The following is a 23,659-nucleotide window of genomic DNA, read 5'->3' on the forward strand; positions in this document are numbered from 1 at the left end:
CTTCAGACCATCCGGTTGGATGGCATGGGGATGGCATCGGGATGGCAGACAAGGTTCACGAATTACGGCCGCGGCTGCCGGACAGCGAGAAGGTGACGGTCAATCTCGGCTTCGTCGATCTCGGCCGCATCGACCTGATGGTGCGGGACGGCTTCTACGCCAACCGGGCCGACTTCATCCGCACGGCGGTGCGCAACCAGCTCGACCGGCAGGACGAGGCCCTGCGCCAGTCGATGGCGCGGCGCCAGCTCAGCCTCGGCCTGACCCACATCACGAAGGCCGAGCTCGAGGCGGCGCGGGCGGCCGGGACGCCGCTCAAGCTCCAGGTTCTCGGGCTCGCCAGCATCGCCGACGACGTCACCCCCGAGCTCGCCCGCGCCGCGATCGCGTCGATCCACGTGCTCGGCGCCTTCCATGCCAGCGCCGCCGTGAAGGCGGCGCTGGCCGACCGTATCGCCTGACCCAACCCTCCCGCAGGACCACGCTCATGAATCCGTTCGATCGAATTTCCGGAGTCGGCCCCTCGGTCGATATGGCCGAGGTGACCCGCCTCACCCGCGCCGGCCGCCTCGCCGAGGCGATGGCGCTGATCCAGGGCCGCGCCTCGGCGCCCGAGCCCGCATCGCCGTCGACCCCGCCGTCGCCGCGGGGCTCCGAGCCCGCCATCGACCTCGTGGCGCCCACCGAGCCCGGCGGGGCCTGGACGGCGCCGACGGGGCAGAACTCCGCGGGTCAAGGCTCCTCCCGCCAAGGCTCGCCAAGCCAAGCTCTCCCAGGCCAAGGTTCCCCCGGCCAAGGTTCCCCCGGCCAAGGTTCCCCCGGCCAAGGTTTCCCCGCTCCGGGCCTCGCGGATCTGCCCGAGGCGATGCGGACCCTGCGCGAGGCCGGATCAGGCCTGGCCGGCAAGCTCCGCGAGGGCCTCCAAGGCTTGAGCCAGAATCTGGGCCAAGGCTTGAACCAGGGCCTGGGAGAAGCCCTGGGCGGCGGCCTCCCGGGAGGCCTTCCGGGTGCCGGGCTGAAGCCGCGCCGGCCCGTGCCGGTGCCGGAAGGCGCCCGGTTCGAGGAGCGGCGCCTGTCCGGCGCCGCCGGCAGCCTGACCTACAAGGTCTACGTGCCGCGCGGCCCGCAGGGCGAGGGGCTGCCTCGGACGCTTCCGGTGGTGGTGATGCTGCACGGCTGCACCCAGGACCCGGACGATTTCGCCCTCGGCACGCGGATGAACGACCTCGCGGAGAAAGAGGGCGCCCTCGTCGTCTATCCGCGCCAGGAGCGCGCGGCCAACGCGCAGAAATGCTGGAACTGGTTCCAGCCCGGCGACCAGGGCCGCGGCGCCGGCGAGCCGGCGCTGATCGCCGGCATCGCCCGGGCCGTGGTGGAGGAGTTCGGGGCCGATCCCACCCGAGTCTTCGTCGCCGGGCTCTCGGCCGGCGGCGCGGCGGCGGCGATCCTGGCCGCGACCTATCCGGACGTGTTCGCGGCGGCCGGGATCCATTCGGGGCTGGCCTGCGGCGCGGCCCGCGACCTGCCCTCCGCCCTCGCGGCGATGGGCCAGGGCGGAGCGGCCCCGCCGCGGACCGGCGCGACCGTGCCGACCATCGTCTTCCACGGCGATGGCGACCGGACGGTGCATCCGCTCAACGGCGAGCGCGTCGCCGGCCAGGCGATGCCGGGCGGAGGCCTGACCGAGACCGTGACGCGGGGGACGTCGCCGGGCGGGATTCCCTATACCCGCGGCGTCCATGCCGACGCGACGGGGCGGGGGATCGTGGAGACATGGGTGCTGCACGGGGTCGGCCACGCCTGGTCGGGCGGCAGCCCCGACGGCTCCTACACCGAGCCGCGGGGCCCCGATGCCAGCGCCGAGATGCTGCGGTTCTTCCTGGCGCAGGCCCGGACCGAACAGCCCCGGTAAGGGCTCGCGCCGAAGGTCGTCGATCGCGACCTTCGGCGTCCCTTTCATGCCGTCCTCGGGGCCCTTCGCAACCTCTCCCCTGTCCCGGGTCGCCTTCCGCTGGCGCCCCAGTCGTCCGGGAAAGGGGATGGCGACCTCGACGTTATAACAGGCGGGCGAACCCGACCTCTCTATGCCTTCGGGGTCGAGACCCGGAGCAGCAGGGCCACCGGCAGGAGCCCGACCGCGACGATCAGCAGGGCGGCGACCGCGCCGTCCTCGTAGGTGCCGCGGGCGGCCTCGCCGTAGAGATGGGTCGCCAGGGTCTCGACGTTGAGCGGGCGCAGGATCAGGGTCGCGGGCAGTTCCTTGACGCAATCGACGAAGACCAGGAGCGCGCCGCCGAGCAGGGCCGGCCAGGTCAGCGGCAGGTGGACCTGCGCCAGGGCACCGGCCGGGCCGCGGCCGAGCACCCGGGCGGCGTCGCCGAGCGAGCGCGGCACCCGGGCGAGCCCCGCCTCGCTGCTGCCCGCCGTGACGGCGAGGAAGCGCACCACGTAGGCGTAGACGAGGGCCGCCCCGGTGCCGAGGCCCATCGCCGCGAGGGGCGGGCCGGCGAGCGCCCGGCTCAGGCCGTCGAGCAGGCCGTCGAGGGCAGCGAGCGGCGGCAGCAGGCCGATCGCCAGGATCGCGCCCGGCACCGCGTAGCCGAAGGTGGCGCAGCGCAGGAGCAGGCCGCGCCAGCGGCCGCCGAGGAGCCGCGGGCCGGCCGCCACCAGAAGGCCGAGGGCGGTGGCGATCACCGTCGCCATGCCGGCATAGAGCAGGGTGTTGAGGCCCTCGGACAGGATCGCCCCGGACAGGCCGGCGAAGTGCAGCCGCTTGCCCGCCTCGACCGCCAGGTAGCTCGCCGGCGCCAGGAAGCCGAGTGCGACCGGCACGAGGCCCAGGGCCAGGGCCGCGAGCGCCGCCGGGCCGGCGAGAGGCGTGCGGCTCATCCGCCGCGGACGCTGCGCCGCCCCGGCATAGCCGCGCCCGCGCCGGGCCCGGCGCTCGACCGCGATCAGGCCGAGGCAGGCGGCGAGCATCACGAGGGCGAGCCCGGCGGCGCCCGGCAAGTCGGAGCGGTTGACCCAGGTGTCGTAGATCGAGACCGTGAGGGTGCGAACGCCCAGGAATTCCGCGGCGCCGATGTCGTTGAGCGCCTCCAGGAGCGCCAGGCTGGCGCCGAGGGCGATGGCCGGGCGGGCGAGCGGCAGGGCGACCCGCAGGAACACCGCCCCCGGCCCGGCCCCGAGGCTGCGCCCGGCCTCGACCAGCGTCGCCGACTGCATCAGGAACAGCGCCCGGGTCGGCAGGTAGACGTAGGGGTAGAGCACGAAGCCGAGGAGCAGGATGCAGCCGGGCAACGAGCGCAGGTCCGGCAGGATCAGGTCGCGCGGACGGGCATAGCCGAGCACGGCGCGGACCGCGCCCTGGACCGGGCCGACCGGGTGCAGCAGGTCGAGATAGGCGTAGGCCGCGATGTAGGTCGGGACGGACAGCGGCAGCAGCAGCGCCCAGTCGAGCCAGCGCCTCCCTGGGAACTCGTAGGCCGCGACGAGCCAGGCCGCCCCGGTGCCGACCAGGACGACGACGACCCCGACCCCGGCGAGGAGCAGGGCGGTCTCGCGCAGAGCCGGCGGCAGGACGTGGGCGAGGAGGTGGGGCCACAGCCCGCCCGAGCCCTGCAGCGCCTCGACGGCGAGCGCCGCGACCGGCGCGAGGACCAGCAGGGCGACGAGCCCGGCGGCGAGGCTCCAGGCCGAGAGCCGGGGCCCCGGCGATCGGACGACCGGAGCGGGACGGGGCAGGGCGCCCCGGCGCGCGACCGCCGGCGGGCCCGACGGCACGAAAGCTCTTCCCTCCACGTCGCTCGCCCGCTCCGGTCTCTGGATCAAGGGACGGCCCCGCGTCGGGCGGGGCCGGAGGCCTTACCGGTCGAACCCGACCTTGTCGACGAGCAGGCTCGCCGCCTTGCGGTTGCGGGCGATCTCGACGAGCGAGGTGGTGTCGACCTTGAGCGGGCCGAGCGCCGCGAGCAGCGGGTCGGCTGCGACGCCGGGCTTCACCGGGTACTCGTAATCGGCCTTGGCGTAGAGGCCTTGAGCGTCGTCGGAGACGAGGTATTCGAGCAGCTTGACGGCATTGTCGCGGTTCGGGGCGGACTTCGCCACCACCGCGCCCGAGACGTTGACGTGGGTGCCGCCGCCCTGGAACGTCGGCAGCACCACCTGGATGCCCTCGCCCCATTTCTTCTGCTCGGGCCCGCCGCGGCCGCTGCGCATCAGGCCGACATAGTAGGAATTGCCCAGGCCCACGTCGCAGAGGTCGGCGACGATGTCGCGGGCGACGTCGCGGTCGCCGCCGGCGGCCTTGCGGGCGAGGTTGTCCTTCACGCCGCGCAGCCAGGCCTCGGTCTTCGCCTCGCCGTGCTTGATCAGGTAGGCGGCGATCAGCGCGGTGTTGTAGGGGTGCTGGCCGGAGCGCAGGCAGACCTTGCCCTTCCATTTCGGGTCGGCCAGGTCCTCGTAGGTCAGCCCGGCGAGGTCGCGCAGGTCGGGATCGGCATAGGCCACCCGGGCGCGGGTCGAGAGGGCGAACCAGCGCCCCTCGGAGTCGCGCAGAGTCGCGGGAATCGCCGCCTCGAGGACGGGCGAGCGGACCGGCTGGGCGAGGTCGCGGTCGACGAGCTCGATCAGGTTGCCGATATCGACCGTCATCACGACGTCGGCGGCGGAGCGGGCGCCCTCGGCGGCGACGCGCTCGGCCAGGCCCTTGTCGACGAACACCGTGTTGACCTTCACGCCGCTCGCCTTCGTGAAGGCGTCGAGGAGCGGGCGGATCAGGCCGGGCTCGCGGGTGGTGTAGAGGTTCACCTCGCCCTCGGCTCTGGCGGGAGCCGCGAGGGCGAGGAGACCGAGGACGCTGAGCGCGGTGCGTGACAGGGACAAGGGGGCGTCTCCCGAGAATGGTGCCTCCTTGAGAAGCAAACCCGAAACGAAAGCAAGCGCGCTAGATTTTCATTGTTTCAATGTAAGGCCGGGCAAGTCTACCGGTCAGGCCGCCTCCTCGTCGGGCAGGACCAGCACGGCGTCCGGCACCAGCGTCACCCCGACGGCGTCGCCCGGGCCGTAGGTCCCCGGGCCCGGCAGGCGGGCGCGCACGCTCCCCTCGACGCCCGGCACCCCGAGATGCAGCACGCTCGCCGCCCCCAGGAAGGTGCGGCGCGCGACCTGCGCCGCGATGCCCTCGCCCGGGGGGCCGACCCGCAGGGCCTCGGGCCGCAGGCAGACCCGCACCGGGGCGCCCTCGGGCAGGTGGGGTGCGGGCACCGCGCCGAGCGGCGTCCCGGCCCGGCCGTCGCGGATGCGGGCCGGGATCTCGGCCGCGTCGGCGAGGAAGCGGGCGGCGAACAGGCTCTCGGGGCGGCGGTACAGGGCCTCGCCGGTGGCGACCTGGACGATGCGGCCGCGGCGCATGAGCGCGATGCGGGTCGCCACCGCCAGGGCCTCCTCGGGATCGTGCGTCACCATCAGGGCGGTGGTGCCGGTGCGGCGCAGGAGCGCCACGGTGTCCTCCCGCACCCGGTCGCGCATTCGCCGGTCGAGGTTGGAGAACGGCTCGTCGAGGAGGAGGAGCCGCGGTCCCGGCGCCAGCGCCCGCACGAGCGCGACGCGCTGCTGCTCGCCGCCCGACAGGGTCTGGGGATAGCTGCCGGCATGGCCGGCGAGGCCGACCTGCTCCAGCAGCTCGTCGGCGGCCTCGCGGGCGGCCGGCGGCTGGCCCTTGAGTCCGAAGCGGATGTTCTCGCGCACCGTGAGGTGGGGAAACAGGGCGTAGTCCTGGAACATCAGCCCGACGCCGCGCGCCTCCGGCGGCACGACCGTGCCCTCGCCGGCGACGAGGCGCCCGTCGAGCCGCACGATGCCGGAATCCGGCGTCTCCAGCCCCGCCACCACCCGCAGCAGCGTGCTCTTGCCGCAGCCGGAATCGCCTAAGAGCGCCATCACCTCGCCGGGCCGCACGGTGAGCGAGACGCCGGCGAGCGCCTGCACCCGGCCGAAGCGGCAAGCCACGTCCTCCACCGCCAGGGCGGGCGCCGGGCGGGACGGGGCCGGATCGGTCATGCGGGGATCCTCGCTGGGTCGGGACGCAGGGCGCTCATACACGGGCCGGATGCCACGGGCGAGGGCAGGCAGGTGAAGGCAGGCACGCGAGGGTGGGGCCCTGCACCGATCCGGCACGGGAAGCGCCGCGCCAGGGTCAATCGGGCGTTAAGCCGATTCGTCGAATCCTCTGCATCGCCGCGGCCTTCGAGCGCCGGCGGCGCGGTCGTGAAGGGTATCGGGCGTATGCGTAACCTGTCGGGCGAGAGCGGAACGGTGGTGGCGTTCCGGCGCAAGGAGCGGGCCGCGCCGGTGGATCACGAACTGGCCCCGAGCCCCCGGATCGCCGCCGCGCGGCGCGACCAGCGCAGCCTGATGGACACGGTCTACGAGGCCGGCACCCTGCCGGTGGCGGCCGGGGACCGCGAGACCAAGCTCCTCGCCTCGCGCCTGCTGGTCTACGGCTTCCTGACCATCGACGAGGTCGGCGAGGACGGCGCCAGCCGCCGCCTGCGCCCGTCCGAGGCGATCCGCGCCGGCCGCGACCGCCCCTGGCGCCTGTCGCGGGCCTCGCGCGGGGTGAGCCTGTCGGTGCCGATTCCCGCCCGGGACGGGTTCCTGTTCGAGATGGCGTGAGGACGCCTGACGCGCGCGCCATACGCGCACCGCTCCGGCCCGCACGGGGCGCCTGACGCCAACCGCGTCGAGAGCGACGACCGCGCGACCGGGAAGCGCGGCCCCGAGCCCTCCGGTTCGACGTCGTCCGGCTCCGCCCACCCGGCAAAAATTGACTTTCCGACCCGGATCACCGACACGGGCGCCCGCCGCGACCGGCGCCGGTCGGGCGGCCCGGCCGGCGCCGCGGGCGTCGGGATTCCCGGTTCGGAGCAGTGCATTGACGAGCCTTGCCGCCGGGCGCCGCCCCGGCCGCGCCGCCTCCGTGGGATCCCTCGCGGAGCGCCTCCTCGATCTCGGGTCGCGCAGCCACGGGGCGGCCTGCGCGCTGCTCGTCGTGCTGTCGCTGGCCTGCTTCCTGCCGGGCTTTTCCTCGCTCCAGCCGATGGACCGGGACGAGCCGCGCTTCGCCCAGGCCTCGAAGCAGATGCTCGAATCGGGCGACCTCGTCGATATCCGCTTCCAGGGCGAGGCCCGGCACAAGAAGCCGGTCGGCATCTACTGGGCCCAGAGCGCAGTCGTCGCCGCCGGCGAGGCGCTCGGCGTGCCGGGCGCCCGCACGGCGATCTGGCTCTACCGCATCCCCTCGCTCCTCGGCGCCGTCGCCACGGTGCTGCTCGGCTACTGGGCCGCGCTCGCCTTCCTGCCGCGGCGCCAGGCCTTCCTGGCCGCGGCGCTCGTCGGGGCGAGCGTCATGCTGTCGGCCGAGGCGCGGCTCGCCAAGACCGACGCGCTGCTCACCGCCTGCGCGGTCGCCGCCATGGGGGGGCTCGCCCGGGCCTGGCTCACCCGCGCCGCGCAAACCCGCCTGCCGACCGGTACGGTCCTGGCATTCTGGCTCGCGGTGGCGCTCGGCATCCTGGTCAAGGGGCCGATGGTGCCGATGTTCGCCGGCCTCGCGGCCCTGTGCCTGTCCGTCTTCGCGCGCTCCGGCGCCTGGCTGAGGGCGCTGCGGCCGGGCCTCGGCCTCGTCCTGGTGCTGGTCCTCGTCGCGCCCTGGTTCGTCGCCATCACGCTGAAGAGCGGCGGCGCCTTCTACGGCGAGGCGGTCGGCCACGACATGCTCGGCAAGGTCGGCACCGCCCAAACCCAGCACTGGGCCCCGCCCGGCACCTACCTCCTCGTGATCTTCGCCACCTTCTGGCCGGCGGCGGCCTTCGCCGCGATGGCGATCCCCTTCGCCTGGGCCAACCGCCGCGAGGACGGGATCGCCTTCCTGATCGCCTGGGTGCTGCCGTCCTGGCTGGTCTTCGAGGCGGTGCCGACCAAGCTGCCGCATTACGTGCTGCCGCTCTGCTCCGCCCTGGCGATCCTCGCCGTGACGGCGGTCGCCCGCGGGGCGGTGCACCGCGACCGGCCGGGGGCGCGGTGGGTGGCTTTGCTGGTGCCGTTCATCCCCGCCGGCCTCACGGTCGGCCTCTGCATCGCCACCTGGCGCCTCGACGGGGTGATTCCGTGGGCCGGCCTGCCGCTGCTTCTCGCTGCGTGCGCGGTGGCGTTCCTGGCCTGGCGCGCCTTCGTGGACGGCTTCCCCGAGCGCGCCCTCGCCGTCGCGGTGCTGGCCGGCGCGCTGCTCGGGCCGGCGGTGTTCGGGCTGACCCAGCCGGCGCTCGCCGCCCTCAAGGTCTCGCCGCGGCTCGCCGCCCTCCGCGACGCGCTGCCCTGCCCGAATCGCAAGGTCGCGACCCTCGGCTACCGTGAGCCGAGCCTGGTCTTCCTGATCGGCACCGACCTCGCGATGCTCGATTCCGCCGAGGAGGCCGCGGCGTTCCTGGCGCGAGGCGGCTGCCGCCTCGTCTATGTCGAGGACCGCTTCGCCAAGGCCTTCGCGGCCGCCGAGGCCGGCGCCGCCGGGGCCGGCGCCCCACCGCGACAGATCGGCCGCGTGACCGGCTTCAACATCAACGGCGGCAAGCCGGTCGGCCTGTCGGCCTATGCGGTGACGCCGTGACCCAGATCCAGCCCGAGAGCGCGCACGTGACATCGGATCAGGAGGCGATCCGCCTCAGCGTCGTGGTGCCGGTGAAGAACGAGGCCGGCAACATCGCGCCCCTCCTCGCCGAGATCGCGACGGCCTGCGCGCCGTTGCGCCCGTTCGAGATCCTCTACGTCGACGACGGCTCGACCGACGCCACCCCGGCCGTGCTGGCCGAGGCCGGGGCGCGCCATCCGGAATTGCGGGTGCTGCGCCACCGCGAGAGCTGCGGCCAGAGCGCGGCGGTCCGCACCGGGGTTCTGGCGGCCCGCGGCGAGCTGGTTGCGACCCTCGACGGCGACGGCCAGAACGACCCGGCCTTCATCCCGGCGCTGGCGGCCGCCCTCGTCGCGGCGGGCCCGGGGGCGGGGCTGGCCCAGGGCCAGCGGGTCGGCCGCAAGGACGGGCGGCGCAAGATGATCCAGTCGCGCATCGCCAACGGGGTGCGCGGCCGCATCCTCAAGGACGCCACGCGGGATACCGGCTGCGGCCTCAAGGTCTTCCGCCGGGCGGTGTACCTGCGCCTGCCGTATTTCGACGCGCTGCACCGCTTCATGCCGGCCCTCGTCGCCCGCGAGGGATTCGGGGTCGTCCACGGCGACGTGGTCGACCGGCCGCGGCTCACCGGGCACTCGAATTACGGCCTGTTCGACCGGCTCTGGGTCGGCATCCTCGACCTCGCCGGGGTGTGGTGGCTGATCCGCCGCCGGCGCCGGGTGCCGCAGGTCGAGCGGGGCGGGACGGAGTAGACCGATGGTCGCCGACATCATGCACGGGCTCAGCGCCTATTTCTGGTCGCTGTTCACCGGCCCCCTCGACCTCGTGCTGCTGGTCGGCCTCGTCGGCCAGGGCCTGTTCACCGCCCGCTTCCTGGTGCAGTGGATCGCCAGCGAGCGGGCGGGGCGCAGCGTGATCCCGCTCTCGTTCTGGTTCCTGTCGCTCGGCGGCTCGGCGGTACTGCTCGGCTACGCGCTCTACCGCCGCGACCCGGTCTTCATCCTCGGCCAGAGCCTCGGCACGGTGATCTACCTGCGCAACCTCGCCCTGGTGTTCCGCGAGCGGCGGAACACGCGCGCGTAACGGGCAGCCGGGCCGGAGCGGAGAGACGAGAGGCACCCCGGCAGGCCAGGGTGGAAAGACGAGAGGCACCCCCGGCAGGCCGGGGTGCCCGAGAGCATCGTCCGCGACGAAGCGGATACCGGTTCGGCGCAGACGATGCGGCACCATCGAAGACCGGGAGCAGCGTTCGACGGTACGGCGATCGGGCGCTGCTCCCGTCGATCAGCTCTTCCGCTTGTAGTCGAAGGCCGGGGCCTTGTTGAGGTCGTCCTTGGTGGCATTCACGGTCGCCTTCCAGCCGTCGCCGTCCCGGGTTAGGACGACGCTGTCGGGACTGACCGCGACGTAGCGCTCGCCGATGCCGAGGAAGCCGCCGACGCCGAGGATCACCGCCTGCACGGTCTTGCCGTCGACGATGACGAGGTCGGCGATGTCGCCGATCGACTCGTTCTGGGTGTTGGTCACCTTGGTGCCGAGGATGCGCGAGGTCACCGCCGCATTGGGCTGAACGGTGACGAACTGCACCGTGGCGGTCTTGGCCGGCTGGGTCGTCGCGCCGGTCGCGGTCTGCTGCGTCGCGGTCTGGGCCAGGGCGGGCAGGGACAGGATCGACCCGGTGGCGAGCACGAGGGCGGTCGTCGCGAGGGCGGTCTTCAGCGTCATGGGTTCGAGCTCTCCGAGGAGGCCGGCGCCCGTGGGGCGGCGCGGGCCTTCCGCAGAACGGGCCTGAACCGCCGAGGTTCCCCAACGGCATGTATTGCACCGCGTCATGCATTTTCCGGCGTCGGGCATTTCGGCGGCCGATCGGCCCCGGCCTGGTGCAACGCGGCCACGCCTGCCCCATCTAGGAGCCGAGCCGCGACGGGCGGCGAGACAGGGGAACACCATGGACGGTCACGTGTACGGGGCGCTCGGACAGCCGGGCGTCGGCCTCCTGATGGCCATCGTCATCGGGGCGCTGGCGGGCTGGCTGGCGGAGCGCTTCATGAATTCGAGCATGGGCCTGCTCGGCAACATCGTGCTCGGCATCATCGGCGGCGTGGTCGGCAACTTCCTGGCGGCCCAGTTCCACATCCCGATCTTCGGGTTCTGGCGCAACCTGATCTCCGCCACCATCGGGGCGGTCATCATCATCACGGTGGTGCGGGCGGTCCGGGGCGAGCGGCGCTACTGACCGTCGTCCGCCGACGCGCCGGACACCGCACCGTCTTGCGAAGGCAAGCCCGGACGGGCGCCGGCACGCCTGTGCCGGACGCCCGCGCGGTCCCGCGACGACAGCCATGTCTGACGCGCCGCGCGGCGGCGCGTCACGCCCCATTTGCCCCGGCGGCCCGGACATCTTAAGTCATCCTCGCGCCGCGAGGGGTTCGCGGACGCGTCTTCGTCTCGAAACCCCTTGCCGCCCCGGATTCCATGGCCGTCGTCCTCGATCTCCTGCGCAACGACCAGCGCCCCCGCCACCCGGAGAAGGCGCACCGGCCCGACCAGCCGATCCTGCGCAAGCCGGACTGGATCCGCGTCAAGGCGCCGGGCTCACCGAAATGGGCCGAGACCAACGCCATCGTGCGCGAGAACAAGCTCGTGACGGTGTGCGAGGAGGCGGGCTGCCCCAATATCGGCGAGTGCTGGGAGAAGAAGCACGCCACCTTCATGATCATGGGGGACACCTGCACCCGGGCCTGCGCGTTCTGCAACGTGCGCACCGGGATGCCGGACGCCCTCGACGCGGCCGAGCCCGAGCGGGTGGCGGAAGCCGTGGCCAAGCTCGGCCTGCACCACGTCGTCATCACCTCGGTCGACCGCGACGACCTCAAGGACGGCGGTGCGGCGCATTTCGCGGCGGTGATCGGCGCGATCCGGCGCCTGAGCCCCACCACCACCGTCGAGATCCTGACCCCCGACTTCCTGCGCAAGGACGGCGCCCTGGAAATCGTGGTCGCGGCGCGCCCCGACGTGTTCAACCACAATCTCGAGACCGTGCCGTCGAAATACCTGACGGTCCGCCCCGGCGCCCGCTACTTCCACTCGATCCGCCTGCTGCAGCGGGTCAAGGAACTCGATCCCACCATCTTCACCAAGTCGGGGATCATGGTGGGACTCGGCGAGGAGCGCAACGAGGTGCTCCAGCTGATGGACGACCTGCGCTCGGCCGAGGTCGACTTCCTGACCATCGGCCAGTACCTGCAGCCGACGAAGAAGCACCACCCGGTCCTGTCCTTCGTGACGCCGGACGCGTTCAATGCCTACGAGACCACGGCCTACGCCAAGGGCTTCCTGCTCGTCTCGGCGACGCCGCTCACCCGCTCCTCCCACCATGCCGGCGAGGATTTCGCCCGGCTCAAGCAGGCCCGGCTCGACCGGCTGGGGACCGTCTGACCCGATGCCGAGCTTCCGCACCACCCGCACCGTCCGCCACAGCGCGACGGAGATGTTCGACCTCGTCGCCGATGTCGAGCGCTACCCCGAATTCCTGCCGCTCTGCGACTCCCTGCGGGTGCTGCGCCGGCAGGAGGGCGAGGACGGCACCGAGACCCTCGTGGCCGACATGGGCGTCGGCTACAAGGCGATCTCGGAGCACTTCACCACCCGGGTCCGCCTCGACCGCCCGAACCTGAAGATCCTGGCCGAATACATCGACGGCCCGTTCCGGCACCTGGAGAACCGCTGGACGTTTCGCGAGGCCCCGAACGGCGGCTGCACGGTCGAGTTCTTCATCACCTACGAGTTCAAGAGCCTGGCGCTCGGCCTGCTCATGGGCAAGATGTTCGACCGGGCGTTCCGCAAGTTCACGGATGCGTTCGAGAGCCGGGCGGATCGGTTGTACGCGCGGGCGTGAGACCTCGCTCCGACCGAGCCTCCACCCTCCATCGTCATCCCGGGCCCCGCTGCGCGGCCCCGGGATGAACCCCGTGGGGTGGACGGGTCTGCGTGCGTCGGGACGACCGCGCCGCCTACCGCCCCTTGAGCACCACCCCGAGATCGATCCCGCTCCCCATCGCCACGTAGCCCGCCCGGTTCGGGTGCAGCCGGTCGCCCTTGCCGCCGGTGGTGCTCTCCGGGACCATCTCGGGGCGTAAAGACCCGGTCGCCGGGTCGAGGGTGGCGGCGTCGAAATCGACCACGCCGTCGAACACGCCGGAATCCCGCAGGAAAGCGTTGAGCCCGCGGCGCTTCTCGTCCTGCTCGGGATGGCCGTGGGCGGGGCTGGAACTGCCCTTGGCCGAGGTGAGGGTGGCGCCGACCACCCGCACGCCCGGGATGCGGGCGCGCAGGCGGGCGACGCCCTCGCGCATCCCGTCCTGCACCGCCTGAAGGCTGGCCTCGCCGTTGCGGCTGAAATCGTTGATGCCCTCGAGCCAGATCACGCTGGCCACGCCCGACAGCCCGATCACGTCGCGGTCGAGCCGGGAGAGGGCCGAGGGTCCGCCCGGAAAGGGCTTCTGCGGGCCGTAGGAAGCCGGGCCGACCACCTGGTTGCCGCCGATGCCGGCATTGACGACGGACACCCGGTTGCCGAACCGCGCGTGCAGCCGGCGCGACAGCACGTCGGGCCAACGATCGTCGCCGTTCATCGTCGAGGCGGTGCCGTCGGTGATCGAATCGCCGAAGGCGACCACGACCGGGGTGGGCGCCCCCACCGCCATGTCGACGGCGTCGAGGAAGAACCACGAGGCGGTAGAGAACGGGAAGGCGGCCTCGCCCTCGTCCGCCCCGTGCGCGCCGGCGCCGGGTGCCGTGACGTAGGAGGTCTGGAGCGCCTTGGCGTGCCAGGTCATCGGTCCGCTCGACCCCACGACGTGGAGCGAGACCGCGAGCTTGCGCCCGGCCAGCAGCGGCGCCTCCGGATCGGCCGCGAACGGCAGGGCGACCGGGTCGGACCAGACCTCGCCCCCGGGCGGAACCGTGACCCGGTCGCGGCCGGAAAACAGCACCGGGCGGTTCGTCCCCGGCACCAGGGCCGCGCCGCCGAGCTGCAGCCCGGCATGGACGCCGTCGAGGGTGAGGGCCCGGGTGCCGAAGGCGTTGGAGATCCGCAGGCGGGCCTCGCGGCCCCACACGTCCGGCCGCAGGACCAGCCGCAGGGTCTGGTCGCGGGCGCCCTCGGCCGGATCGGGGAAAGCGAAGCTCTGGTCGGGCTGGGCCGAGGGGTTGCCGACCGGGTAGGGGCCCTGGGCCGAGCCGGCCCAGGCGGTCGCCCATCGCGGCGTGCCTTGCGCCTGGGTTTCCTGCGCCCGAGTTTCCTGCGCCCGGGTTTCCTGCGCCCGGGTTTCCTGCGCCCGAACCGGCGCGGCGCAGAGGATCCCGAGACAGAGAGCGGCCACGGCCGCATCGCGCCAGCGCATCGCAAATCCTCCCACCGCAAGTTCCATGGGCGCTGTCGTCGCGCCCCTTGCCGACAGGGAGAGCATGTCGGCCGGAAAATCGCCAGCGCCTGCTCATGCCATGTGCGCTGGAGCACGCCGGGAGCGGGCCCCCGAGCCTATCGTCGGGCTACTTCGCGAGGGTCCGATGCCGCTGCAGATCGTTCGGCGGTCGGCCGCGGCTCCGTTCGTTCCGCCGCGACCCGCCCGAAACGACCCGGCCCCCTTGATCGCCCACGCGAGGCTCCGGAGTCCCACCTTGCCCGAAGGGGGTGCTCGATGACCCATCCGTGGCCCCACCATCACACCGACGGTTCGGTGCACTACACCCATTGCTGGCCCGAGACGGTGGAGTCCCTGCCGGCCTCCGAGACGGCGCGGCCCGATTGGCGCCGGCGCCTGCGCGGCGCCGCCGGCATGGTTGGGGCGTCCAGCCTGGCGGCCGGCGCGATCTGGTTCGCCATGCTGTGCGACCCGACCGTCTCCCGCGCCGCCCTGCCGCCCTCGGCCGACGTCTGCACCAATGCGGGCCATGCGGTCCGGGTCTGGTTCGACGCCGAGACCGCGCGGCGCGCCCGCGTGGCGGAGGCGCCGCACCAGCACGCCTTCAACAGCATGCTGCTGTGGTACCGCTCGGCGGAGGGCAAGTGCGCCGCCGGCCGTACCCAGGAGGCGGTCCGCAGCTTCCAGTCCCTGGAGCGGATGATCGCAGGCTTCGACGCGAACCGCCACGACCGGGACGAGGCCGGGGAGTAAGCGCCCACGGCAGAGAGTCCCTTGCATGCCGGGCCCGTTCACGCTTGGCTTCCCCCGACGATGACGGGAGGGACGCGATGAGCGACGGGCTGACCTTCGTGCTGGTGCACGGCGCCTGGCACGGCGGCTGGTGCTGGGTCCGGGTGGTCGACCGCTTGCGGGCACGGGGCCACCGGGTCTTCACCCCGACCTGCACCGGCCTCGGCGAGCGGGCGCATCTCCTCTCCGAGACCATCACCCTCGACACCTTCGTGCGGGACGTCGCCGGGGTGATCGCGGCCGAGGAACTGACGGATGTCGTGCTGGTCGGGCATTCCTTCGGGGGCCTGGTGGTCAGCGGCGTCGCCGAGGCCATGCCCGAGCGGCTGCGCCACCTCGTCTATCTCGACGCGCTGATCGTCCAGGCCGGCCGCGCGCCGTTCGACGGGGTGCCGCCGGAGGTGGCGGCGGCCCGCCGCCGCGCCGCCGCGGAGTCGAGCGGGGGCCTGAGCCTGCCGCCGCCGCCGGCCGAGGCCTTCGGGGTGCTCGATCCGGCGGACGCCGCCTGGGTGGAGCGCCGCCTGACCCCGCACCCCTTGAGCACCTACGAGAGCCCGCTGCCGATCCGCGGCCCGGTCGGCAACGGCCTGCCGCGCACCTACGTCGATTGCACCGCGCCGTCCTACCCCACCCTCGACGGCGTCAAGGACTGGGTGCGGCGCCAGCCCGACTGGGGCTGGCGCGATCTCGCGACGGGCCACGACGCGATGGTGAGCGCGCCGGGCCCGCTCGCCGAGATGCTGGTGGAGCTTGGGCGTGACGGGGTCTGATGCCCGGTCCGAAACGCGGCTCGTCCAGGACGTTTCCCCGGCTCTCCCGACCGGACGCGGCCAGATCGATTATCCCATCGTCACCACGGTGCGGCCGGGATCGATCTCGATCAGCCGCAGGCCGAAGCTGCGGCCCTCCTGCGCCTCCCAGTCGGCGAGAACGGCGTTGACCCGCTCCGGCCCCGCCTCGGCCAGGGTACGGGTGCCGACCGGCTCCTCGATGGCATGCCTGATCTCGTCCATCAGCCGCGCGCGGGCCTTGCCCCCGGCGGGCTCGCCGGCGTCGCAATAGGCCGTGACGATCTGCTCCGACAGGGCCTCGATCACCGCTTGGTTCACGGAGGTCATGCCCATGCTGCGCTCTCCCGTTCGGCTGGGTCGCCCCCTTCGAGGGTTGTCCCCGTTGACCGGGACAACGCGGCCGCGCGCGAGCGGTGCCCTCGCGCCGTCAGCCCGCCTGCTGCTGTCCGGCGGCACGGTGGGCGGCGAGCGTCACCACCTCGGCGGAAGGAGCCTCCCCCTTCTGATCCCGGCCCATCATGAAGATCACCGGGCTGCGCGGCATGTAGCCGGGGTTGCGGCGCAGGTTCAGGAGCTGCTGCAGCTCCACCGCGGTCAGGTCCTTCGGCGTGGCGTCGCGCCAGACATGGCCCGGCGAGGCTTTGCGGGCGAAGGGCCACCAGGAGCGGCGCTCGGTCTCGACCTGCAGGACGAGCTTGCCGGTGAGGGTCTTGCGGAAATTGAAGCGACCCGTGATGGCCATGACGCGTCCTCCATTCCCGGACAACCTGGACCCGTGCGGCTTAGCACGGCACTAACATGGGGCGGCAGGCTTGGCTGGAAAGCCGATCGGTCCGATCGATTTTCCACCGCGGCGCGGCCGCACCCCATCGGACTAACGGTTGCGATGCCCAAACGCTCCCTCACGCTCGACGCCGCGCTGATCGCCCGGGCCCATCCGCACCCCGTGGCCCATGACGGGCGCGGCCCGGGCTACGGCATGGCGCTGATGGGCGAGGCGGAGGCCGATGCGCGGCTCGACGCGGCCCTGGCTACGGCGCCCGGCGATCCCGGCGCCCTGTGGCTGTTCGCCTACGGCGCCCTGATGTGGCGGCCGGAATTCCCGTTCGCCGAGCGGCGCGAGGCCCGGGTGCGGGGCTGGCACCGCCGCTTCTGCCTGTGGCAGCCGGGCTTTCGCGGCACGCCGGAACGCCCCGGCGTGATGCTCGCCCTCGACCGGGGCGGGCAGTGCCGGGGGCTCGCCTACCGCATCGCCGGCGACGATCCGCGGGAAGCGGTGCGGCCGGTCTGGCGGCGGGAGATGCGGGGGCGCGGCTACGCCTCGCGCTGGCTCACCGCCGAGACGGCGGACGGCCCGGTCCCGGTCCTCGCCTTCGTCGCCGACCGGGCGGGGACGCGCTATGCCGGGCGGCTGCCGGACGAGGCGATCGCCGCGCGCATCGCCGCGGCCTGCGGCCCCACGGGCCCGAGCGCCGAGTACCTGCTGAACACGGTGGCGGCCTGCGAGGCGATGGGCATCCGCGACCGCCACCTCTTCGCCATGCAGGCGCTGGTCGCCGCGCGGCTCGCGGCCCGCGGGGATCAGAACAGCCCGACGCCGACCCCGGGCTGGGGCCGCGGCGGGTAGCCGTAGGGCCCGGTCGAGACGCCGTAATAGGGCAGGACCGGCGCGTAGCCGAAGCCGAGGAGCCGGCGCGGCGGGGGCACGGCCACGATGACGCCCCCTTGGATTTCGGCCTCCGCCTCGACCGCCACCGGCGGCGGGGGTGGCGGGGGCAGCGGCGCGCTCCATCCGGCGGCGAACCCGGCCCCGCCGCGCGCCGCGTAGCCTTGCCCTGCATAGCCTTGCCCCGCATAGCCTTCGGGCATGTCGGCGGCCATCGCCGGCAGGGCCGTGAGGGCGGCCGCCAGGGCCAACCAGGCCGGCGTCGTGCGGAGCGTCATGGGTCGGAACCTCGGCAGGAACGGTCGTACGGACAAGCTTCGCCGGGGCATCCCGGTTCCCCGGATCGTGACCTAGATTGGTGAACGAACCGGAGACGCAGGCCCGCATGACCGAGTTGCCGCCGTTCTACGACGACCTCGCGGGCTGCCTCGCCGAGGCCTGGCGCCGGCTGGAGGAGGGGGCGGCGCACCAGAGCGGCTTCCACACCCCGGCGCTGGCGACCCTCGGCCGCGACGGCGCCCCGCGCCTGCGTACGGTGGTCCTGCGCGGGGTCGACAGGGAGAGCCGATCCTTGCGGGTCCATTGCGACGCCCGCTCCGACAAGGCCGCCGAGATCGCCGCCGATCCCCGGGTGTCGCTCCACGCCTACGACCCGAAGGCGAAGATCCAGGTGCGGATCGAGGGCACGGCCCGCCTGCACGGCGGCGATGAGGTCGCCCGCGCCGCCTGGGCGGCGTCGCGGCCGATGAGCCGGGTCTGCTACGGCACGACGCCCGGCCCCGGCACGCCCTTGCCGGCGGGCGGCGCCTACGCCCAGCCGCGGGACGACGAAGCGGCGGAGGCGGGCTTGTCGGAGTTCCGCGTCATCGTCCTGACCGCGGCCCGGCTGGAATTCCTGTACCTCGCCCGCCAGGGGCACCGGCGGGCCTCGTTCTCCTGGGACGGGGACGCGGAGACGGCGACGTGGCTGGCGCCGTGAGGCGCGATGCCCGCCGGCCTGGGCCGCCGGCTGCGCCTTCGGAGCGCGCCACGCCTCGACGGCGCCGGGCCAGGTCTCCGGCAGGCGAGCCAGCCCGGCAGGGCATTGGCCGCCGAGCCGTTCCAGCGCGACCCGGGGCCTGGCGGCTCCGGGCGTCCGTCGCGCGGATCCTCAGCTCCGGCACGGCAGCGTCTCCTGGATCGGCGGCGCCTGCCTCTGCCGCCCGGGCCGGCTGGGCGTTCCCCATCGCCACGACGGCCGCGTCGATGAATGCCGGGTCCCGGGCTCCGCCGTCGCGGCCCCGGGACGACGCGGAGGGCGCCGTTTCCGTCAGGCCCCGTCGAACAGGCCCTCAGCTCGCTGCCCGCAGCCGCGCGAACCCGGCCTCCAGGTCCCGCGTCAGGTCGTCCATGTCCTCCAGCCCGACCTGGAACCGCAGGCCCGGCCCGCCCGGCGCCCAGGGGGTGGCGGTGCGGTAGGGCGCGCAGTCGAAGGGGATCACCAGGCTCTCGAAGCCGCCCCAGGAGAAGCCCATCCCGAACAGCTCCAGCCCGTCGAGCATCGCCGCCACCGCGGCCTCCGGGCAGGGCTTGAGGATGATCGAGAACAGGCCCGAGGACCCCAGGAAGTCGCGGGACCAGATCGCGTGGCCGGGATCCTCCGGCAGGGCCGGGTGCAGCACCCGGGCGACCTCGGGCCGGCCCTGGAACCAGCGGGCGAGCGTGAGCGCCTGCTCGCCGTGCTCGCGCAGGCGCAAGGGGAGGGTGCGCAGGCCGCGCAGCGCGAGAAAGACGTCCTCGGCCCCGGCGCACATCGCGAACTGGTCGAAGGTCCGCCGCAGGGCCGGCCAGTATCGGGCGTTGGCGGACGTGAGGCCGAGCAGCAGGTCCGAGCCGCCCGACAGGTACTTGGTGCCGGCCTCGATGGCGATGTCGACGCCGCGCTCGTGCGGCGGGAACAGGAGCGGCGTCGCCCAGGTGTTGTCCATCAGCACGCAGGCGCCGCGCGCGTGCGCCGCCTGCGCGATCGCCGGGATGTCCTGCATCTCGAAGCTCTGCGAGCCCGGCGCCTCGGTGAGCACCGCGGCGGTGTTCTCGCGCATGAGCTCCGCGATGCCGGCGCCGACCGTCGGGTCGTAATAGGTCGTCTCGACCCCGAACCGCGTCAGGAAGCCGTCGCAGAAGATCCGGGTCGGGCGGTAGGCGGAATCGCTGACCAGCAGGTGGTCGCCGGCCTTGAGGCAGGAGAGGAGCCCGACCGTGACCGCGGCGAGGCCCGAGGGCGTCAGCACCGTGCCGGCGGCCCCGGCGAGCTCGGTCCAGGCGGCTTCGAGGGCGCGGACCGTCGGCGTGCCGGTGGTGCCGTAGGTGTACTCCGCCCGCCGGTTCTTGAGCGCGTCGTAGCTCTCGTAGAGCACCGTCGAGCCGCGATAGATCGGGGTGTTGACGAAACCGTGCTGCTGCGACGGGTCGCGGCCGGCATGGACCAGGCGGGTGCGGGTGCCGAGGCGGCTCTTGTCGCGGGGCGGGGTGATGCTCATCGGGCCTCTGGCGTGGCAGGGGGCGTGCGGGGAAACCGGACAGGAAATCTGGGCGCAGCACATCCCGGGCCGCCCGGCCCCGTCAAGCCTGGCCTGCGGGAGCCTTGCGGCCGCCGCAACCCCGGCGGTATCCCGTCTACGCTGTTCGTCTATCGCGCCAACCCCTTGACCGGGCAGCCCGCTTCGCCTGGAATGCCTCTTGCTTAGGCATCGTCCGTGCTTGAGCAAACGGGCGGCGGCCGACGGGAGCCGCGACCGGAACGGGAGACGCAAGACCCCATGAAGACAATCGTCGCGACCCTGGCCTTCGGGCTCGGCGCCACCCTGCTGGCGGGCGCCGCCCAGGCCCAGGGGACGCTGAACAGCATCAAGCAGAAGGGCTACATCTCCTGCGGCTCGAACCCGGGCCTCGCCGGCTTCGGCGTGCCGGACGCGCAGGGGCGCTGGACAGGGCTCGACGTCGATTTCTGCCGGGCCCTGTCCGCGGCGATCTTCAACGACGTCACGAAGGTCCGCTTCATCCCGCTCTCGGCCAAGGACCGCTTCACGGCGCTCCAGTCGGGCGAGGTCGACATCCTGTCGCGCAACACCACCTGGACGATGTCGCGCGACACGGCCCTCGGGCTCGACTTCCCGGCCGTCAACTTCTACGATGGTCAGGGCTTCATGGTGAAGAAGAAGCTCGGCATCACCTCGGCCAAGCAGCTCGACGGCGCTTCGATCTGCACCCAGCAGGGCACCACCACCGAGCTGAACCTGGCCGACTACTTCCGGGCCAACAAGATGAAGTACGAGGTGGTGGCCTTCGCCAGCGCCGACGAGACCTTCAAGGCCTACGATGCCGGCCGCTGCGACGCCTTCACCACCGACGCCTCGGGCCTCTACGCCGAGCGCCTGCGCGCCGCGGTCCCCGACGACAACATCGTGCTGCCCGAGATCATCTCGAAGGAGCCGCTCGCGCCGGCGGTCCGCCAGGGCGACGCCCAATGGGCCGACATCGTCCGCTGGACCCACTACGCGATGCTGAACGCCGAGGAGGCCGGCATCACCCAAGGAAACGTCGACCAGCTGGTGAAGTCCACCGACAACCCGGACATCAAGCGCATCCTCGGCACCGAGGGCAAGTACGGCGCCGATATCGGGCTGACCAACGACTGGGCCTACCGCATCATCAAGCTCGTCGGCAATTACGGCGAGGTGTTCGAGCGCAACGTCGGCCAGGGCTCGCCCCTGAAGATCCAGCGCGGCCTCAACGCCCTGTGGTCGAAGGGCGGCCTGCAATACGGCCCGCCGATCCGCTGAGCCCCTGACACGCGGCGCCCGGGACCGCCCGGGCGCCGGAAACCATCGGCGCCCGGGCGGTCCCGGACGTCGTCCCTGGACACCACAGACGCGAGCACACCACTTGCCGACGCAGCTTCCGGCCGATCCAGCTTCCAGGCCGCCCCGGGTCTCGCCCCTCTACGATCCCCGCTTCCGCGGGGCGGCCTACCAGATCCTGCTGCTGCTCGCGGTCGGGCTGGTGGCCTGGATCGCGATCGGCAACGCCGCCGAGAACCTGCGCAACGCCCGCGTCGCCTCGGGCTTCGGCTTCCTCAACAATACCGCGGGTTTCGACGTCAACCAGACGGTGATCCCGTTCACGGCCGCGACCTCGACCTACGGCACCGCCTTCCTGGTCGGGCTCACCAACACCCTGATGGTGTCGGTGATCGGCATCGTGCTGGCGACGATCCTCGGCTTCACGGTCGGCGTGGCGCGGCTGTCGCCGAACTGGATCGTGCGCACGCTCGCCACCGTCTACGTCGAGGTCCTGCGCAACATCCCGCTGCTGCTGCAATTGCTGTTCTGGTACGTCGCGGTGCTGGCGAGCCTGCCGTCGGCGCGCGATTCCTACGCGCTCGGCACCTCCGTCTTCCTCAACCAGCGCGGCCTCTACCTGCCCAGGCCCCTGCTGGCGGCGGATGCCTGGGCCCTCCCCATCGCCCTCGCGATCGGCCTCGTCGGCACCCTGGCGTTCCGCACCTACGCGAAGCGCGAGCAGGCGCGGACCGGCCGGCGCCTGCCGGTGCTCACGGTGGGTCTCGTCCTCATCCTCGGCCTGCCGCTCCTGGCCTACGGGGTGCTGGCGCTCCTCGGCATCGCCCCGGTGGCGCTCGAATATCCGGTGAAGGGGACCTTCAACCTGCGCGGCGGGATGCAGCTCTATCCCGAATTCGTCGCCCTGGTGCTCGGGCTCACGGTCTACACCGCCGCCTTCATCGCCGAGGTGGTGCGGGCCGGCATCCAGGCCGTCAGCAAGGGCCAGACCGAGGCGGCCCGCGCGCTCGGCCTGCAACCCGGCCCGACGATGCGGCTGGTGGTGATCCCGCAGGCGATGCGGGTGATCGTGCCGCCGCTGACCAGCCAGTTCCTGAACCTGACCAAGAACTCGTCGCTGGCCGTCGCCATCGGCTACCCGGACCTCGTCCAGGTCTTCATGGGCACGGTGCTGAACCAGACCGGGCAGGCGGTGGAAGTCGTGGCGATCACCATGGCGGTCTACCTGACGATCAGCCTCGTCACGGCCTTCGTGATGAACCTCTACAACCGGCGCGTCGCGCTGATCGAGCGGTGAGGCAAACATGACCGCCGGAGCCCAGCCGCTCACCTTCGTCCGCCGCGAGGCGGTGCCCGCCTCAGCCCCGCCCTCCCTCGTCGCCGGGCCGCTCGCCTGGCTGCGCCGGAACCTCTTCTCCAGCCCCGCCAACGCCGTGATGACGCTGGCGGCGCTCGCCGTCATCGCACTCGTAGTGCCGCCGCTCCTACGCTTCCTCGTGATCGACGCGGTCTGGACCGGCCAGAACCGCGACGCCTGCCGGCCCGAGGTGATCGGACGGCCGGTCGGCGCCTGCTGGGCCTTCGTGGCGAACAAGATCAACTACTTCGTCTACGGCTCCTACCCGATCGAGGAGCGCTGGCGCCCCAACGTCTTCTTCGCCCTGATGGCGGTCGGGGTCGGCTGGATGCTGTGGCTCGACGCGCCGAAGCGGGCGTGGGGCGCACTCTACTTCTTCGTCGTGTTCCCGGTCGTCTCCTACGCGCTGCTCGCCGGCGTGCCGGCGCTCGGACTTTCGTCCGTGCCGACTTCGCTGTGGGGCGGCATGCTGGTGACGCTGATCGTGTCGCTCGTCGGCATCGTCGCCTCGCTGCCGCTCGGCATCCTGCTGGCGCTCGGGCGGCGCTCGCGGCTGCCGATCGTGCGCTTGTTCTGCGTCATCTTCATCGAGTTCTGGCGCGGCGTGCCGCTCATCACCGTGCTGTTCATGGCCAACGTGATGCTGCCGCTGTTCCTGCCCGGCGACGTCACGATCGACCGGCTGGTGCGGCCGCTCGTCGGCATCGCGCTGTTCTCGGCCGCCTACATGGCCGAGACGGTGCGCGGCGGCCTCCAGGCGATCCCCCGCGGGCAGACGGAAGGGGCGATGTCCTTGGGCTTGAGCCCCTGGCACCGGATGCGCCTGATCATCCTGCCGCAGGCCCTGCGCATCGTGATCCCGGGCATCGTCAACAGCTTCATCGCCCTGTTCAAGGATACCAGCCTCGTCTCGATCGTCGGCATCTTCGACTTCATCCGCACGATCGAATCGGCCCGGGTCGATCCGACCTGGGCGGCGCCGACGGTGGTGATGACCGGCTACGCCTTCGCGGCCCTGTTCTACTTCGTCTTCTGCTTCGGCATGTCGCGCTACGCCCGCTTCATGGAGCGGCGGCTCGCGGCCGGCCAGACACGGTGAGTT

The 23,659-nt window shown here is 72.8% G+C and carries 25 protein-coding genes; 16 read left to right on the plus strand and 9 right to left on the minus strand.

Features of this window, described 5'->3' with window-relative positions:
* Nucleotides 1-41: 41 nt before the first annotated feature.
* On the plus strand, nucleotides 42-461 hold the full coding sequence (locus G4G93_RS11575; RefSeq protein ID WP_165084339.1) for a CopG family transcriptional regulator: 420 nt from the start codon (nucleotides 42-44) through the stop codon (nucleotides 459-461).
* 26 nt (nucleotides 462-487) lie between these two features.
* Complete coding sequence (locus tag G4G93_RS11580) at nucleotides 488-1,912, plus strand: PHB depolymerase family esterase (RefSeq protein WP_246736707.1); 1,425 nt, start codon at nucleotides 488-490, stop codon at nucleotides 1,910-1,912.
* Nucleotides 1,913-2,082: 170 nt separating this feature from the next.
* Here the strand turns inward: G4G93_RS11580 and G4G93_RS11585 are convergent, their stop codons facing one another.
* The 3 genes from G4G93_RS11585 to G4G93_RS11595 form a co-directional block, all read right to left on the minus strand.
* A complete protein-coding gene (locus G4G93_RS11585; RefSeq protein ID WP_206289724.1) occupies nucleotides 2,083-3,744 on the minus strand; it encodes an ABC transporter permease in 1,662 nt (553 codons plus the stop codon).
* Nucleotides 3,745-3,864: 120 nt separating this feature from the next.
* On the minus strand, nucleotides 3,865-4,878 hold the full coding sequence (locus G4G93_RS11590; RefSeq protein ID WP_395413822.1) for an extracellular solute-binding protein: 1,014 nt from the start codon (nucleotides 4,876-4,878) through the stop codon (nucleotides 3,865-3,867).
* A 111-nt stretch (nucleotides 4,879-4,989) separates the two neighbouring features.
* Complete coding sequence (locus G4G93_RS11595; RefSeq protein ID WP_165084345.1) at nucleotides 4,990-6,060, minus strand: ABC transporter ATP-binding protein; 1,071 nt, start codon at nucleotides 6,058-6,060, stop codon at nucleotides 4,990-4,992.
* 225 nt (nucleotides 6,061-6,285) lie between these two features.
* On the opposite strand from G4G93_RS11595, the gene G4G93_RS11600 reads away from it, so the two are divergent.
* The 4 genes from G4G93_RS11600 to G4G93_RS11615 all read left to right on the plus strand — a co-directional run bounded on the left by G4G93_RS11600 (nucleotide 6,286) and on the right by G4G93_RS11615 (nucleotide 9,769).
* Nucleotides 6,286-6,675, plus strand: a complete 390-nt coding sequence (locus G4G93_RS11600; protein WP_165084347.1) for a hypothetical protein — start codon at nucleotides 6,286-6,288, stop codon at nucleotides 6,673-6,675.
* 259 nt (nucleotides 6,676-6,934) lie between these two features.
* Nucleotides 6,935-8,665: a glycosyltransferase family 39 protein gene (locus G4G93_RS11605; protein ID WP_165084349.1), complete on the plus strand. Its 1,731-nt coding sequence runs from the start codon at nucleotides 6,935-6,937 to the stop codon at nucleotides 8,663-8,665.
* Nucleotides 8,666-8,691: 26 nt separating this feature from the next.
* Nucleotides 8,692-9,438: a glycosyltransferase family 2 protein gene (locus G4G93_RS11610; RefSeq protein WP_165084351.1), complete on the plus strand. Its 747-nt coding sequence runs from the start codon at nucleotides 8,692-8,694 to the stop codon at nucleotides 9,436-9,438.
* Between the two features lie 4 nt (nucleotides 9,439-9,442).
* A complete protein-coding gene (locus tag G4G93_RS11615; RefSeq protein ID WP_165084353.1) occupies nucleotides 9,443-9,769 on the plus strand; it encodes a lipid-A-disaccharide synthase N-terminal domain-containing protein in 327 nt (108 codons plus the stop codon).
* A 201-nt stretch (nucleotides 9,770-9,970) separates the two neighbouring features.
* On the opposite strand, the gene G4G93_RS11620 is transcribed toward G4G93_RS11615, so the two are convergent.
* On the minus strand, nucleotides 9,971-10,411 hold the full coding sequence (locus G4G93_RS11620; protein ID WP_165084355.1) for a PRC-barrel domain-containing protein: 441 nt from the start codon (nucleotides 10,409-10,411) through the stop codon (nucleotides 9,971-9,973).
* Nucleotides 10,412-10,634: 223 nt separating this feature from the next.
* On the opposite strand from G4G93_RS11620, the gene G4G93_RS11625 reads away from it, so the two are divergent.
* The 3 genes from G4G93_RS11625 to G4G93_RS11635 all read left to right on the plus strand — a co-directional run bounded on the left by G4G93_RS11625 (nucleotide 10,635) and on the right by G4G93_RS11635 (nucleotide 12,584).
* The gene (locus G4G93_RS11625) at nucleotides 10,635-10,922 is read left to right on the plus strand and encodes a GlsB/YeaQ/YmgE family stress response membrane protein (RefSeq protein ID WP_165084357.1); all 288 of its coding nucleotides are present in this window, start codon (nucleotides 10,635-10,637) and stop codon (nucleotides 10,920-10,922) included.
* 239 nt (nucleotides 10,923-11,161) lie between these two features.
* Nucleotides 11,162-12,124, plus strand: coding sequence for a lipoyl synthase (gene lipA, locus G4G93_RS11630; RefSeq protein ID WP_165084359.1), 963 nt, complete (start codon nucleotides 11,162-11,164; stop codon nucleotides 12,122-12,124).
* 4 nt (nucleotides 12,125-12,128) lie between these two features.
* A complete protein-coding gene (locus G4G93_RS11635; RefSeq protein WP_099952508.1) occupies nucleotides 12,129-12,584 on the plus strand; it encodes a type II toxin-antitoxin system RatA family toxin in 456 nt (151 codons plus the stop codon).
* 115 nt (nucleotides 12,585-12,699) lie between these two features.
* On the opposite strand, the gene G4G93_RS11640 is transcribed toward G4G93_RS11635, so the two are convergent.
* The gene (locus tag G4G93_RS11640; protein WP_165084361.1) at nucleotides 12,700-14,091 is read right to left on the minus strand and encodes a GDSL-type esterase/lipase family protein; all 1,392 of its coding nucleotides are present in this window, start codon (nucleotides 14,089-14,091) and stop codon (nucleotides 12,700-12,702) included.
* A gap of 297 nt (nucleotides 14,092-14,388) precedes the next feature.
* Between G4G93_RS11640 and G4G93_RS11645 the strand changes: the two genes are divergently transcribed.
* Both G4G93_RS11645 and G4G93_RS11650 read left to right on the plus strand, forming a co-directional pair.
* Complete coding sequence (locus G4G93_RS11645; RefSeq protein WP_165084363.1) at nucleotides 14,389-14,865, plus strand: hypothetical protein; 477 nt, start codon at nucleotides 14,389-14,391, stop codon at nucleotides 14,863-14,865.
* Nucleotides 14,866-14,942: 77 nt separating this feature from the next.
* A complete protein-coding gene (locus G4G93_RS11650; RefSeq protein WP_165084365.1) occupies nucleotides 14,943-15,674 on the plus strand; it encodes an alpha/beta hydrolase family protein in 732 nt (243 codons plus the stop codon).
* A gap of 69 nt (nucleotides 15,675-15,743) precedes the next feature.
* On the opposite strand, the gene G4G93_RS11655 is transcribed toward G4G93_RS11650, so the two are convergent.
* Together G4G93_RS11655 and G4G93_RS11660 are read right to left on the minus strand one after the other, a co-directional pair.
* Nucleotides 15,744-16,028, minus strand: a complete 285-nt coding sequence (locus G4G93_RS11655) for a hypothetical protein (RefSeq protein WP_165084367.1) — start codon at nucleotides 16,026-16,028, stop codon at nucleotides 15,744-15,746.
* Nucleotides 16,029-16,122: 94 nt separating this feature from the next.
* Nucleotides 16,123-16,437 carry a hypothetical protein gene (locus G4G93_RS11660; RefSeq protein ID WP_165084369.1) on the minus strand — a complete coding sequence of 105 codons (315 nt, stop codon included), beginning with the start codon at nucleotides 16,435-16,437 and terminating at the stop codon, nucleotides 16,123-16,125.
* A gap of 144 nt (nucleotides 16,438-16,581) precedes the next feature.
* On the opposite strand from G4G93_RS11660, the gene G4G93_RS11665 reads away from it, so the two are divergent.
* Nucleotides 16,582-17,322 carry a gamma-glutamylcyclotransferase gene (locus G4G93_RS11665; RefSeq protein ID WP_165084371.1) on the plus strand — a complete coding sequence of 247 codons (741 nt, stop codon included), beginning with the start codon at nucleotides 16,582-16,584 and terminating at the stop codon, nucleotides 17,320-17,322.
* On the opposite strand, the gene G4G93_RS11670 is transcribed toward G4G93_RS11665, so the two are convergent.
* Nucleotides 17,277-17,639, minus strand: a complete 363-nt coding sequence (locus G4G93_RS11670; protein WP_165084373.1) for a hypothetical protein — start codon at nucleotides 17,637-17,639, stop codon at nucleotides 17,277-17,279. The genes G4G93_RS11665 and G4G93_RS11670 overlap by 46 nt on opposite strands.
* A gap of 107 nt (nucleotides 17,640-17,746) precedes the next feature.
* On the opposite strand from G4G93_RS11670, the gene G4G93_RS11675 reads away from it, so the two are divergent.
* Nucleotides 17,747-18,340, plus strand: a complete 594-nt coding sequence (locus tag G4G93_RS11675) for a pyridoxamine 5'-phosphate oxidase family protein (RefSeq protein ID WP_165084375.1) — start codon at nucleotides 17,747-17,749, stop codon at nucleotides 18,338-18,340.
* A 352-nt stretch (nucleotides 18,341-18,692) separates the two neighbouring features.
* Here the strand turns inward: G4G93_RS11675 and metC are convergent, their stop codons facing one another.
* Nucleotides 18,693-19,880 (minus strand): cystathionine beta-lyase, encoded by a 1,188-nt coding sequence (metC, locus tag G4G93_RS11680; RefSeq protein ID WP_165084377.1) that lies wholly within the window; start codon nucleotides 19,878-19,880, stop codon nucleotides 18,693-18,695.
* 279 nt (nucleotides 19,881-20,159) lie between these two features.
* Here metC and G4G93_RS11685 point away from each other — a divergent pair, with 279 nt between their 5' ends.
* The 3 genes from G4G93_RS11685 to G4G93_RS11695 all read left to right on the plus strand — a co-directional run bounded on the left by G4G93_RS11685 (nucleotide 20,160) and on the right by G4G93_RS11695 (nucleotide 23,656).
* The gene (locus tag G4G93_RS11685) at nucleotides 20,160-21,182 is read left to right on the plus strand and encodes an amino acid ABC transporter substrate-binding protein (RefSeq protein WP_165084379.1); all 1,023 of its coding nucleotides are present in this window, start codon (nucleotides 20,160-20,162) and stop codon (nucleotides 21,180-21,182) included.
* Between the two features lie 103 nt (nucleotides 21,183-21,285).
* The gene (locus G4G93_RS11690; protein ID WP_165084381.1) at nucleotides 21,286-22,497 is read left to right on the plus strand and encodes an amino acid ABC transporter permease; all 1,212 of its coding nucleotides are present in this window, start codon (nucleotides 21,286-21,288) and stop codon (nucleotides 22,495-22,497) included.
* A gap of 7 nt (nucleotides 22,498-22,504) precedes the next feature.
* A complete protein-coding gene (locus tag G4G93_RS11695) occupies nucleotides 22,505-23,656 on the plus strand; it encodes an amino acid ABC transporter permease (RefSeq protein ID WP_165084383.1) in 1,152 nt (383 codons plus the stop codon).
* Nucleotides 23,657-23,659: the final 3 nt, after the last annotated feature.

Source organism: Methylobacterium sp. DB0501 (genome assembly GCF_011043735.1).
Lineage (GTDB): Bacteria > Pseudomonadota > Alphaproteobacteria > Rhizobiales > Beijerinckiaceae > Methylobacterium > Methylobacterium alsaeris.

Excerpts from the sequence above, each read along its gene's own strand:
- G4G93_RS11670 (WP_165084373.1), bottom strand. The coding sequence starts at position 17,639 with ATGACGCTCCGCACGACGCCGGCCTGGTTGGCCCTGGCGGCCGCCCTC.
- G4G93_RS11620 (WP_165084355.1), bottom strand. The coding sequence starts at position 10,411 with ATGACGCTGAAGACCGCCCTCGCGACGACCGCCCTCGTGCTCGCCACC.
- G4G93_RS11625 (WP_165084357.1), top strand. The coding sequence starts at position 10,635 with ATGGACGGTCACGTGTACGGGGCGCTCGGACAGCCGGGCGTCGGCCTC.
- G4G93_RS11580 (WP_246736707.1), top strand. The coding sequence starts at position 488 with ATGAATCCGTTCGATCGAATTTCCGGAGTCGGCCCCTCGGTCGATATG.
- G4G93_RS11660 (WP_165084369.1), bottom strand. The coding sequence starts at position 16,437 with ATGGCCATCACGGGTCGCTTCAATTTCCGCAAGACCCTCACCGGCAAG.
- G4G93_RS11675 (WP_165084375.1), top strand. The coding sequence starts at position 17,747 with ATGACCGAGTTGCCGCCGTTCTACGACGACCTCGCGGGCTGCCTCGCC.
- lipA (WP_165084359.1), top strand. The coding sequence starts at position 11,162 with ATGGCCGTCGTCCTCGATCTCCTGCGCAACGACCAGCGCCCCCGCCAC.
- G4G93_RS11665 (WP_165084371.1), top strand. The coding sequence starts at position 16,582 with ATGCCCAAACGCTCCCTCACGCTCGACGCCGCGCTGATCGCCCGGGCC.
- G4G93_RS11650 (WP_165084365.1), top strand. The coding sequence starts at position 14,943 with ATGAGCGACGGGCTGACCTTCGTGCTGGTGCACGGCGCCTGGCACGGC.
- G4G93_RS11695 (WP_165084383.1), top strand. The coding sequence starts at position 22,505 with ATGACCGCCGGAGCCCAGCCGCTCACCTTCGTCCGCCGCGAGGCGGTG.
- G4G93_RS11615 (WP_165084353.1), top strand. The coding sequence starts at position 9,443 with ATGGTCGCCGACATCATGCACGGGCTCAGCGCCTATTTCTGGTCGCTG.
- G4G93_RS11685 (WP_165084379.1), top strand. The coding sequence starts at position 20,160 with ATGAAGACAATCGTCGCGACCCTGGCCTTCGGGCTCGGCGCCACCCTG.
- G4G93_RS11640 (WP_165084361.1), bottom strand. The coding sequence starts at position 14,091 with ATGCGCTGGCGCGATGCGGCCGTGGCCGCTCTCTGTCTCGGGATCCTC.
- metC (WP_165084377.1), bottom strand. The coding sequence starts at position 19,880 with ATGAGCATCACCCCGCCCCGCGACAAGAGCCGCCTCGGCACCCGCACC.
- G4G93_RS11575 (WP_165084339.1), top strand. The coding sequence starts at position 42 with ATGGCAGACAAGGTTCACGAATTACGGCCGCGGCTGCCGGACAGCGAG.
- G4G93_RS11595 (WP_165084345.1), bottom strand. The coding sequence starts at position 6,060 with ATGACCGATCCGGCCCCGTCCCGCCCGGCGCCCGCCCTGGCGGTGGAG.
- G4G93_RS11635 (WP_099952508.1), top strand. The coding sequence starts at position 12,129 with ATGCCGAGCTTCCGCACCACCCGCACCGTCCGCCACAGCGCGACGGAG.
- G4G93_RS11645 (WP_165084363.1), top strand. The coding sequence starts at position 14,389 with ATGACCCATCCGTGGCCCCACCATCACACCGACGGTTCGGTGCACTAC.
- G4G93_RS11655 (WP_165084367.1), bottom strand. The coding sequence starts at position 16,028 with ATGGGCATGACCTCCGTGAACCAAGCGGTGATCGAGGCCCTGTCGGAG.
- G4G93_RS11600 (WP_165084347.1), top strand. The coding sequence starts at position 6,286 with ATGCGTAACCTGTCGGGCGAGAGCGGAACGGTGGTGGCGTTCCGGCGC.